Source organism: Pseudoalteromonas arabiensis, assembly GCF_001550155.1.
Lineage (GTDB): Bacteria > Pseudomonadota > Gammaproteobacteria > Enterobacterales > Alteromonadaceae > Pseudoalteromonas > Pseudoalteromonas arabiensis.
Map to the genome: position 1 here is coordinate 617,685 of NZ_LRUF01000008.1, position 12,131 is coordinate 629,815.

Genomic DNA, 12,131 nt, shown 5'->3' on the forward strand with positions numbered 1-12,131 from the left:
AGGATTTATTATTATATCCTTCCTTGGTCAGAGTGAGTTAAAACTCGTAAGAATAACTGATACTTAGCTCTGTGCCTTCATCACGAGAACGCACAATAATATCTGACTGAGTCACTTCTTTATCCTCATTGAGTAAGTTTTGCACTTTGAATTTAACTTTAGAATTAAAATCAGGATACCAAGTATAAACTAAGTCCAATGAATTAAAGGGTTGCTCATAAGCATCATCACGTCCTGCAACGCCTGCAGCAAGTATGCGCTCACCAAATACGTTGTACACTAGCGAAGCACTATGAATACCATCAGGCGAATCATAGTTAAGCTGCATATTAACAACGTATTGTGAGTGACCTGTCATACGCTTTTTAGGATTCGTTAAGTTGCCAGCAAATGCAGGATCTATCGTCGCTTCTGAGTCACTCAGTGTGATATTACCGCTGGTAAATAGACCTTCAGTTACCATTGTAAGATCTTGTAACCACTCAGCTTCTACACCGTATACTTCTGCTGTTTCGCCGTTTACAAAGCTAGCCGAGTAGTCATCATCACCAACTCTTAATACAGTTTCGATTGGTGCTTGGATATCTTTATAGAATGCAGCCACACTAAATGAATTACCCGCCTCACCGTAATATTCATAACGTAAGTCATAGTTCTTAATTGGGCTGCTTTTAAGTCCTACACGCCCAAAAGTACGAATATCAGTGAGTGGGTCAAAGTAAGTGACAGGTACAACTTCACGAAAATCAGGACGTACGACCGTTTCACCATAACCGGCACGAATTTGATAATTTTCACCACCGAGGTAAGTTAATGACAGTGCAGGATACCAATCATCTTCAATAATAGTACCATCTTCGATATTCTCTGGAGACCAAATATTTTGCAGATCGTCACCATCAAAAATTAAACTTGACGTACCAACCGATGTTTGTCGGAACTGCTCATAACGAACACCACCACTTATACGTAACCACTGTTCATAAATAACATCAAATGAGGCGTAGCCTGCATCGATTTTTTGTGCAGCGATATAATCATCGGCATCAGGTGCTGTTGGCTCATTAAAGTCAACTAAGACGCCATTATTATCAATGAATTCGTCAGATAAGTAGCCACTGTTTGCAAGCGGATCATTTGTACCGTCGTTAATCGATATAGGCGAACCTGAGCTGTTATTAATGGTAAAGCTTGACGTGTTATAAACACGGGCTCTATCAGAGAAGTCATAACCAAGCTTAAATTCAATATCCAGAGCATCAAAACTAAGTGGCAGGTTAAAGTTGCCACCATATGACGTCACATGCTCTTCCATATCTGTATAAGACATGATTACACGGTTGTCATCACCTGTAATTGTCGAACCTGCGTAGTTTCCTTCACTATCGTATTGATCTCTGAATTTGTAGTCCGCATTAGTTGGGATATCTGTTGTTGCTTCAGAACGAGTGTATTGCCAATCAAAGCCAATCCCCCAGTAATCAAGAAAAGTATGTTGGCCTAAAAATTGGCTAACATTTAACTCTCTTTGTTCAAGGTTAAACTCATGATTACGGTTTGCAATGCCATTCCCTGCAATACTAAATGTAGAGCTGCCTGCTGGGCTTTGAGAAATTGACACTTCAGTTTCATCTTCGTTATCGACAATGTATAAATGCTGTGCTGAAATACTGTGCGTTTTATACGAATAACCAATACTACCCGTTAAGTTATAGCGCTCATTTTCAGTAGTAACTGTAGAGTCTTTTAATGTATTGTAACAAGACGAAGCCACATCATCAGCGGTTTTCAATGTCGTTGAACAGTTTTCTAAATCTTCTTGGTCTTGTGTAATAACAGATGAGAACTGTGTTCTAGAATCCCATTCATTGGCATACGCCCCCGAGAGTAAAAAACCAATTTTCCCACCGAAATAAGACTCCTCAAAACTATTACCTAAATGTGCTTTAACACCATATTCAGGATCAATAGAGTCTTTTTCTAACGCATAATTTCGTGGCAACGATTTTAGTAATTGATTGTTAATTGCTGTCGCTTGCTCGGCACGAGTTCCTTGCTCACTATCAACTAATAGATCTCTGTTAACAATATTGCTGACACTGAAGTTACCATGGTATCGCACAATAGCATCTTTTAACGCTTGTGGTATGCCACTATCTGAACCTGAATAGGTATACCCATCATCTGCTGAAGTGTTATACCCTACTCCAAGCTCAACGCCCGCAGTAAACTCTGTTGGAATAGATTTAGTACGAATATCTATGTTACCACCACCAAATGCAGCAGGCATATCTGGTGAGTAGGCCTTCTGTACAGCCATACTTTCAATAATACTCGCAGGGAAGATATCTAATGGTAGTACGTTACGAGTTAAATCAGGGCTTGGGACATATGCACCGTTTAACCGAGCACTGGAATAACGCTCACCTAAACCACGCACATAAATAAACTTACCATCTACGAGTGTTAGGCCAGTAACACGACGAAGTGCTGATGCGGCATCACTATCGCCCGTTCTTGAAAGTTGTTCAGCACCGAGTATATCCGCAACAAAAGCTTGATTTTTTCGTTCTTCAACGACCGCAGCAGCACTACCTTGAAGGCGTGTACCCACAGCAACAACTTCTTCAATTTCGTTATTTTCGAGTTGTTCTTCAGCTGCACTTACATAACTAGTGTGGACAAACAATCCCAGGCCAATTGCGAGTGAAAGTTTACTCAGCCTATGTTGTTTTGACATGATTTACATCCTAATCAATTTGATAAAAAACAGGCGCCAGTTGCTTTGAAATAAGCATTATGGCGCCTACATTTCATAACTCTAAATGAGCAGGTATTAGTCTTGAGCAGCAGCTGCTAGTGCAGTTTCTACCCATTTGTACCAGCTTGAGCTAGTATCTTGATCAGATACTGCACCGATGTAATCAACCGTTTCGAAAAAGCTATCGTTAAGCATAGATAAGTCATTCGCAGAGATAGTTACATCTGTAGAGGCTGTATTAGTCGCAAACTCATTATCAGCAAATACTGCAACATCATCAGTTAAAATTTCATTGCTAGCGCTGTTTTCAAACCATGATGCTTTTGTTTGACCTGCTAAAGGGCCGCCTGCAAATGTGTCTGTATCTGCGAAGTTAGATGAACACGCCATAACTGAACTATTAAATGCAATTTTATCAGCTTGCTTTTCACCATCAGAAGAAAATTCGATACAGCTTGAATCCACTGCATTTTTCTTAAATATCAATGCATTGTAGATATTAGCATTAAATTCATCATCAAATTTAAAGGCTTGTGAAGGGTCATCATCACGTACTGATTTTCCATCAGTCGTAATAACCGTGATGTTCGCTAGCGTAGGGTTACTTGGTGCTACTTCAGCAGAAGACTCACCTTTAACACCATCTGACTCAAACCCATTGTTACCCATGTTTGCAACTGTGCCATCAGCAAGCGTTACAGTGCCATGTTTGATAAAGAGGAATTGACCCTTACCTTGCCAACCTGCATCAAAGTCAAATGAATCATCTTGTGTATCAGTCACAACAATATGTTTAATTGTCGCAGCACCACCGAAGAACTCGATACCATCATCAAAGCCTTGGTGAATATGTAAATAATCAAACGCAGAACCTGAACCTACCGCGTTAAGAGTTAGTGAGTTAAGGTCGTCACCTTCACCACCTACTTTAGGGCCTGAACCTGCGTACCAAATTTTAGCCCACTTGATGCTACCACTTGAATCTGCGTTATCATTACCACCAAAGTAACTTGTGATACCCTCAGAAGGTACATTACAGGTGCTTGCAGCGCGCTCTGCATCAGTACATTGGTCAGTAATACCATTACCGTTGATGATGATACCGCCCCAATCAGCGTAACGCGGGCCATTGCCTGTGCTATCGAAACGATCAAACGCATTGGCAGATGTGAAAGTAATAGGTTTAGATTCAGTACCGTTCGCTTGAATTTTAGCGCCACGGGCGATTCGGATTATTGCTTCTCCAGACTGAAAAGCAAGTGTGGCACCTGGCTCTACTGTTAAAGTAGGTCCATTTTGAGGCACTTCAAAACCACTTGTTGTGTCGCCATCTTGACCAATTAATAAAGCATCAGCAAATAAATGAACACCGCCATCAGGGATTTCTTGGAATGTGATATTACTTGTAATTTCTATTGATTTACTTGCGAAAGAATCATTGTAAGTACAATCTTTACCATCGAAAACACCTTGAACAGTACCAGCATCTGACTCATAGCTAGCACATTCAAAATCATCGTTTGAACCATTATCAGTATTGTTGTTTGAGTTATTAGTACTATTATCAGTGTTAGTGCTGTTGTCATTTACCGTTGGTGTGATTTCGATATCGCCGCCACACGCTGTCAGTGTTACTGCAGAAGCAAGCAGGCTGACCTTAAATAAGTCAGATAGTTTCATTATTGTACTCCGTTGAATTTCGATTATTGTTAAGCTTTAAAAAACTAAGACTTAAGATACTGACAGTTTGTGACAGGCGAGTTACATTTTCATAAACATAAAATGACAATGTAATTAACTTTAAAATTAGAGGGTTAAGTAAAATTGAGGAACCGAAAAAAGCCGCCCGAAGGCAGCTTTGGTGTTGCGATTATAAATGAGTTCTTTTGTACGCTTACCTGTTGAATTCGATTTAGAGTAAAGCGGTACGTAGTGTCTCGGCGTGCACTTTTTCACGCTTCACATACTTGATCCATTGCTCAGCTAAACGCTGTGATTTTTTGTGTTTTTCCGCTTGCTCGAACGCTAAAATCGAGGCATCAAAGTTTTGTAAGTTATATTGCGCCATACCTAGAGCTACATACACATTGGATTCAAACTCTAAGCCGCCTTTATCAAGTGCTTTACGCGCTGCATCCGCTGCTTCTTCGTATTTTTCAAGGTTAATGCTCACCTCTGCGATACGTTGTTCGTACTGACCGTGCGTTACTAAATCAGCAGCCTTAGCAAAATAAGTAAGCGACTTTTCAGCCTCTTTTGCTTGTACCATAGCCTCGGCTACGAATGCGTAGTTTTTAGCTGACTGCTCGGCAATACCATCTTGCATCGCTTTGCTCATTACACTCGCCGCTTTATAAGCAAGGCCATTGTATAAATACACTTGCGATAATTGGCGTAAATCAGATTTAGATGTTAAAAAGCCTTGCTGATATGCCGCTTCTAAAACCGCTAACTGCTCTTTTTCTGCGCCTGTTTCACCGTACATACCACCTAATTGAACCCAATACTCTGGCTTGTTGTAAAGCTTCACTAAGCGCTCAAGTACCTCGACCACTTTGTCAGACTGATTGAGTGAGTAGTACATAGCACGTTGTAAAATTAGCCAGTTTTCTTTTGGCATTTCACCTTTACTGTCGGCTTCTGCGATAGCAAGATTAATGTTTTCAATGCCTTTTTGGTAATCTTTAAGCTGATAATAGGCTTGTGATTTTAATACGTAATAAGCATCTGTTTTAGGCTTGTTGTTAATCACATCCCACTGCGCTAAATATTTGATTACCTTTTCGTAGTCACTGTTAGCCATTGCAAGTTGCGCTAAGCTAAAGGTGGTGCTTAGACGTAATGTTTCTGGAATTGCATCTTCGTTTACTACTTTTTCAAACGACGCAATGGCTTTATCTAAGTCGTTTTCGTTGTAGTAAATAAAACCATAGAAATTATGCATCATGGCAATTTCATACGAGTTCATGCTTGAAGAGCGCTCTTGAATACTATCAAGTGCTGCTAATCCTGCTTTTGCATCACCATCATCAGCTAGCTTTTGTGCACGCGCTAATTGGCTATACACTTTTTCGCGCAGTGCAGGTACACGTTTGGTTTTTTGGTCCTCAGCGTAAGCTGTTGCCAGTGTGACACCGGGTAATAGGCTAACAACGCTTGGCACTACCAGGCTGCTTGTGAAAGCAGCCGCGCAAATCACGGCAACTTTTAAAGGTTTCATAATCGCATTCCTCTTTTCTAACCGTTAATTTGGAAAGAAATTTTGTTCTGTACACCCGCTACTTCAACAGCTTCACCGTTAACAACGCGCGGTTTATATTTAAATTTAAGTGCTGCATCCATCGCAGCGCGGTCAAACAGTGACTCAGGTTCAGCTTTCACTACTTTGGGGTCACGCACTGTGCCTTGTTTAGTTACTGTAAACTCAACAATCACATAGCCTTCGATACCACGCGATAAAGCTCGGCGCGGATAAACAGGCGCTACTTTTACAATCGGTAGGTATTCACCGTCACTTGATTCAAGGGCTAAGCCACCGGCTAAGTTTACGTCGGCTTCAACACTGGCACCAAAGTCAAAGTTGGCATTGCTCGCGTTAGGATCACTGTTTTGCATTTGCGGTGATTCCATTGGCGGAGGTGGCTCTTTTGGCGTTGGTGGCTTTTGCGGTTTACGTTCTTTCTTTTGCACCGTCTCTTCTTTTTTCAGACGAACAAAATCAAGTACGTTTCCTTTTACAGGCTCAGACATGGCCCCTTCACCACCGGTGATCAGTGCCTGCATGCCTAAAAACAGCATGACAGTCACGATACCAGCGATAATTAATGCAACTATATAACGCATCGCTCACATTCCTTATGATGCTTCTTGCGCAGCAATCGACACATCAAATGCGCCTGCAGCTCGCGATGCATCCATAACTTTGATAAGTACATCGGTTGTGGCTTTCTTATCTGCTTGAATAACCACGCTACCTTGTGGGTTTTCAGCTTTTAAGCGCTCGATATTTGCTTGAACTGCACGAACATCGACTTGGCGCTTGTTAATCCAAATTTCACCCTTGTCAGAAATAGCAACTAAGATGTTGGCACGCTCTTTTTTAACTGCTGTTGCCGCTTCAGGACGGTTTACATCAATACCGGCTTCTTTGACGAATGATGCTGTTACGATAAAGAAGATAAGCATGATGAAAACAACGTCTAGCATTGGCGTCATGTTGATTTCTTCTGCGTCGTCTTCTTGAAATAAGTTACCTAGTGGCGCTCTCATTGTTAGTCTCCTAGTGGGTGATGCTCACATCACCCTAAAATTCGTTTAGTGGTCTAAGACCATGTTGTCTTCAAGTAATTGCACTTCGCGTTTTGCACGACGTTGTAAGAACGTTGATGCGAAAACCCCTGAAAGTGCACCCACCATACCGGCCATTGTTGGGATAGTGGCTTTAGACACCCCTGATGCCATCGAACGTGCACTGCCTGTGCCTGTGATTGCCATTACATCAAATACTTCGATCATGCCGGTTACGGTACCTAATAGACCTAAAAGTGGACATAACGCAACCATTACGTTGATTAGCGCAAGGTTATTATTTAGTTGCATGCCAGCGCGTGAAATCATCGCTTGGCGAATTTGCTCTGCGTTCCAGCTGTTACGCTCTGCTCTATTGCTCCAAGTGCTTTTTACGTCTTTCTTGTAGCGTTTAAAGCCGCCAAAGAAATACATAAAACGCTCAAGTATCAATAACCACATCGCGAAGATGAGGACCCCGATGACCAAGAGAACTTGGCCACCTGTGTCGAGGAAATCACGTAGAGCATTGATTGCATCAATCAATAGCACCATGATTTATGCTCCTTTCTCGCTTCGCTCTGCAATGATACCTGCGCTTTGCTCTTGTAAAATCAACAGCATGTTTTTAGAGCGCGTGTTAAGAAGTGTGTATAAGAATACGGTTGGGATAGCCACAACCAGACCAAGTACCGTTGTTACAAGTGCCTGAGAAATACCACCCGCCATTAGTTTAGGGTCACCTGTACCGAACAAGGTAATTGCTTGGAAGGTGTTAATCATACCGGTTACCGTACCTAGTAGACCAAGTAATGGTGCTACCACAGAGATAATCTTAATTAGCGTCAGGTTACGCGTAATTTTTGGCATTTCACGAATGATTGCTTCGCTTAATTTAAGCTCAAGCGTGTCGTACGCGACATCTGGATACTGATCTTTCACTTTCATCACACGACCAAGCGGGTTGTCATCGCGTGCCACTGTGTCTTTAAGCTGACGACGGATTTTGCTACCCATAATCATCAGTGATACAAAACGCTCAAGTGCGATTAGTAAAGCGATTAAGCCAACACCTAAGATGATATAACCTACAGTACCACCTTGGTGAACTTGCTCTTCAGTGTCAGGAGCTTGTACTAAAAGACCTAAAATTGAACCACCCGTAGGGTCAAGTGCGAACGGTACAACACCCGAATTTGCATGTTGAAGATCCGATGCCGTTGCTGTGTAACGGCTGCTTGGCTGACGTGTAAGCTGGCTGATTGTATTTGTAGCAGGTGTGTACTCTAGGTATTTACCATCAGCGATTAAGTTAAATGCACCAACACGCACCACTTCTTTTTGTGCTTTGCTGCCACCTTCAACGATAACATCAGTTGTAAAGCGAGATACTTTACCTTGTTCAGTCATTTCGCGTTGTAATTCAAACCATACTTTTTCGATATCATCAATAGAAGCAAGCTTTGACGTTGAACCCATTTTTTGTGCCAGCTCATCCATGAAGTTACTGCGACCAGGAAGCTCAGCAGAAACAACAGAGGTCATGAATTTGTTGCTAGAATCGCCCGCTACTTGTTGTAACACACCGAATAGCTCTTTAAGTGAGCCCATGCGGTTTGAAAGTGTTTCGGTTAAGTTAGCTAGTTTTACTTCGTTTTCTTCAAACTGCGTTTCTAAACGCTCCGACTCGTTAAGCATTGCAGTACGTTTTGCTTGTGTGTCTTTAAGCATTTGTACTTGTTCGTTTTGACGCGCCATGAACGCTTGCTCACGTTGTTTATTTTCAACGCTTTGCTGTGCTTTACCTTGCTCTAATGTTTTTAGTAATGAATCTAAATCCATTGGCTCAGCCGCTAGGCTGCTACCAGCAAAACCAAGGCCAGCTGCAAACACGGCCATTTTTGTCATTTTCGTTAATAATTTCATCTCAAACCTCTTATTCAGCAGCGTGGACTGGCAGTGTTAACATATCTGGGGCAAGTTGCTTACGTGCAATGCGTAAACCTTTATTGATTTGGCTGATTGCAGAATCTGGTAATTCAACAAATGATTTAGTTTGTGTATCCCAGCTGCCTGCTTTTTTGCCGTCGCGTGTTAAATAAATAAGTTCTAAACGACCGATGCGTAAGAAATCTACTTCGCGCTCTTGGCCATCTACATTAAGTAATGATGTGTACGCTTCGATAGTGCGGCCGTAATCGACTTCTACTTGGTAAGCTTCAAGTAAGCGGCGGAATTTTTCACTTGAAGTGATGTCTGCGCGGTCCATCATTTCTTTTAATGATGCAATACGCTTGCTACGCTCTTCAGTTAAGAAAGGCACGTCGAGAGCAACAAATTGCTCAAGACCTGTGATCATGCGCATCATTAACGGCGTAATTTGACGCTCAATAACCGACACCTGATCCATTGACTCGTTTAACGCGTCCATTTCAGCAATTTGGTTATTTAATTGCTTAGTTAGCTGCGCGTTATAAACAGTTAAGCCATCAATTTCTTTATTAAGGGCTTTAAATTGTTGTAAACGACCTTGCATTGAATCTGCAATCTTGTCGATTTTAGTTTGTGATTGCGCTGCAGAGTTGTTTATTTCGCTGCTTTTATCAATTACTTTATCTAGATCGTTTGCATATACTGTTGCAGATGCCGCTACAATACCTGCTAAAATCAGTGGTTTAACGCCTTTCATCGCATACACCTTTACTCGTTAATTTAGCTTAATTTGCTAGTGGGTTTGTTTTAATGTGCGAAAGGATAACGATGAAAAATGACAAGCATGTTGCGCAAAAAATACAAAAATATGACAGCTGTAACAATTAGTTTATATTAGGCTGAAAAGGAAGCGATATTGGTATGAAGTTTAAGAGTTATTCTGTTTAAACTATGAAGTTATTATTTTAGGATTGAGAAAAAGGTAACAAATTTCTGCTTGACCTGAAGTTAGGTTAATCGACTATAGATCGCGACCAACGAATATTTTTCATAAAGTTATTTCTTTTGTTAATAGAACTTGTTTTAAATATGCCAGCATTAGTAACTGCTGGCATATGATAAGTTTATACAAGTAGAGGAGCTGTATGACTAGCCATTTCTATTGAAAATTTAGCTAATTGAGAAAGTTTCATAAGCATCTTCTTAAAAATCAAGCGAATACCACGATAACTAAAATCTATAAACTTTCCTGCGGGCAGGCCACAGAATACATACATATGACCCACTATCCCTTTTACTTCGGCTGCATAGGCCTGAGTTGTTTCTATCTCATTTGCTAAATAGGTCGCAATAGCATCATAAATAGTGAGTAAGCCCGTTACACTTGCTTGTATCGAATGTAATACACCTTTTTTATTTAAAAAGTCGAGCAGCGCGGCGCCTATCTTTTTAGCCCAGCGAACAGAAAAGTGAGCTTGGTGACGTTTTTCAAAATCAAGGCGAATAGCTTCTTGGTGACGTAACTCAAACCCTTTTTGAATATCAGCATAGCTTTTGTATTTTGATGCCGTATTTAAATATCCAGGGGTCGGGTTAGTCATGCTATGTGCACCAGGAGAGATATTCTGTGCCGAATTTAAAATATATTCGTCCGTGGTGTGCACAAAAGGCCAAACAGGTACCATAGGTACGGGATCACCTGCGTGAACACAGCGATATACACCTTGTAACGCTTGCTCAGTATGACTTGCAAAACTTAATAGCCTAACTCGAGGTGCACCAAAAGTATACAGTTTCACAGGTACTTTAGGTAGCTAGCAGAAGTTTTTATCCACCCTGCTCAAGAGTTGCATAGGCAATGTTGGCAAAATGCGCTGCTTGTGTTGGTTGCAATGAAATCATATTTATCTTCCGTAATAAAATGTTGAATTTTTAGTTTAAATTATTAGCTTCATCAATAATTTGCTGTGGGTCAATTATAGTGAAGTCTTGTTCCCACCTACAAATTGATGAACCTGCAAGCAATAAGTTTGGTTGCTCTGGATTATCAAACTTAAAAAAGACTTCTTTATTGTTAATATCTCCGTTTAATTCCTTTAATTTTTGCGAGTATTCGTGCATAGGGTGTAAGCTGTATAGGGTTGCAGCCCATAATAAATATTCCTGCTTCTTATAAAAAAATTTAATCTGTTGAGCAGTTCTCATATCGACGAAAGGAATACCTGGTTGATCAGAGCGTATTATCCATTCATGAAAATTAAAGTTTCCATGAGCGTCTGTGTAAGTCGCATCTTTTCTTGTTTTTCCGTCACAAAAATATAAACCACGCTCAATTTTTACGTTGGCCAAAGGTTCACCATTATTTGTTAAGCGGCCTGTAACCTCTGGGCACAAATGCACTTTATATGTGCCAAACTTATCTAAAAGAGGCTGAATTATTGTACTAAGGGATTGGAGTTTATCGATGAGTGACATTTGAACCTCTTAATTTATAAATGGAATTACGAGGTATTGCGTAAAAAAGTGTTGTACGCAGAATATCAACATTCCATGTCAATATTGCCAGCATTCTATAGTCTAGGTGAAAATATGCAATCAATTTTAGAGTGATGTAATAGATTATGTTGCACTAAAATTACACAGAATGAAATTAGTAAGCCTGTACTAAGGCTAAATATGTTGAGACAGGCAAAGCTAGAGGTGCTGTTTTAGGAGGTACTGGGCTAGGCTATCTTGGAGGTTATACAATAATGTAGTGTAATTTTTGGTTTACCTTTTGAAGGAGCATTCTTTTGTGGTGTGGTATAGTTACAGGCGAGTTAATATATTAGGTTGTTGAAAAATAATGGAACCTATTAAAGCATGGTTTTTGACTCTATTTCTTACGTCTGCTGGCCTTTTCTTTCTTATAATATTACCAATGCTAATAGCTATAAAAGATAAGAAAACACAGCTAATAGATGATGGTAATCTTTTTTACTCATTAAATATCATAACTGCAGGTAGCGGCGCATTGCACTACGGTTCTATCTTTCTATTCGACTGGTATGCAAGACGCTATAAAGTAATGGAGAAAAGAGAAAATGCCCCCCAAACTTGCAGATTTGGTTTAAGCTTTATTATGTTTTATTTATAACATTTAGCTCAATGT

The 12,131-nt window shown here is 40.5% G+C and carries 11 protein-coding genes; 1 reads left to right on the top strand and 10 read right to left on the bottom strand.

What is annotated here, in order from left to right:
• Positions 1-37 precede the first annotated feature (37 nt).
• The 10 genes from PAARA_RS05390 to PAARA_RS05435 form a co-directional block, all read right to left on the bottom strand.
• Positions 38-2,740, bottom strand: a complete 2,703-nt coding sequence (locus PAARA_RS05390; RefSeq protein ID WP_062568028.1) for a TonB-dependent receptor domain-containing protein — start codon at positions 2,738-2,740, stop codon at positions 38-40.
• Positions 2,741-2,836: 96 nt separating this feature from the next.
• Positions 2,837-4,441 carry a hypothetical protein gene (locus PAARA_RS05395; protein ID WP_062568029.1) on the bottom strand — a complete coding sequence of 535 codons (1,605 nt, stop codon included), beginning with the start codon at positions 4,439-4,441 and terminating at the stop codon, positions 2,837-2,839.
• A gap of 232 nt (positions 4,442-4,673) precedes the next feature.
• Positions 4,674-5,981 (bottom strand): tetratricopeptide repeat protein, encoded by a 1,308-nt coding sequence (locus PAARA_RS05400; protein WP_062568030.1) that lies wholly within the window; start codon positions 5,979-5,981, stop codon positions 4,674-4,676.
• Positions 5,982-5,998: 17 nt separating this feature from the next.
• Positions 5,999-6,604, bottom strand: coding sequence for an energy transducer TonB (locus PAARA_RS05405; RefSeq protein ID WP_062568031.1), 606 nt, complete (start codon positions 6,602-6,604; stop codon positions 5,999-6,001).
• Positions 6,605-6,616: 12 nt separating this feature from the next.
• The gene (locus tag PAARA_RS05410) at positions 6,617-7,030 is read right to left on the bottom strand and encodes an ExbD/TolR family protein (protein ID WP_036971869.1); all 414 of its coding nucleotides are present in this window, start codon (positions 7,028-7,030) and stop codon (positions 6,617-6,619) included.
• A gap of 45 nt (positions 7,031-7,075) precedes the next feature.
• Entirely contained in the window at positions 7,076-7,603 is a 528-nt protein-coding gene (locus tag PAARA_RS05415) for a MotA/TolQ/ExbB proton channel family protein (protein ID WP_054552070.1), read from the bottom strand.
• Positions 7,604-7,606: 3 nt separating this feature from the next.
• A complete protein-coding gene (locus tag PAARA_RS05420; protein ID WP_062568032.1) occupies positions 7,607-8,974 on the bottom strand; it encodes a MotA/TolQ/ExbB proton channel family protein in 1,368 nt (455 codons plus the stop codon).
• A gap of 10 nt (positions 8,975-8,984) precedes the next feature.
• Positions 8,985-9,737 carry a DUF3450 domain-containing protein gene (locus tag PAARA_RS05425; protein ID WP_062568033.1) on the bottom strand — a complete coding sequence of 251 codons (753 nt, stop codon included), beginning with the start codon at positions 9,735-9,737 and terminating at the stop codon, positions 8,985-8,987.
• A gap of 367 nt (positions 9,738-10,104) precedes the next feature.
• Positions 10,105-10,779, bottom strand: coding sequence for a lipase family protein (locus PAARA_RS05430; protein ID WP_062568034.1), 675 nt, complete (start codon positions 10,777-10,779; stop codon positions 10,105-10,107).
• A gap of 133 nt (positions 10,780-10,912) precedes the next feature.
• Positions 10,913-11,455: a DUF6795 domain-containing protein gene (locus PAARA_RS05435; RefSeq protein ID WP_062568035.1), complete on the bottom strand. Its 543-nt coding sequence runs from the start codon at positions 11,453-11,455 to the stop codon at positions 10,913-10,915.
• A gap of 370 nt (positions 11,456-11,825) precedes the next feature.
• Between PAARA_RS05435 and PAARA_RS05440 the strand changes: the two genes are divergently transcribed.
• Entirely contained in the window at positions 11,826-12,116 is a 291-nt protein-coding gene (locus PAARA_RS05440) for a hypothetical protein (RefSeq protein WP_062568036.1), read from the top strand.
• Positions 12,117-12,131 lie beyond the last annotated feature (15 nt).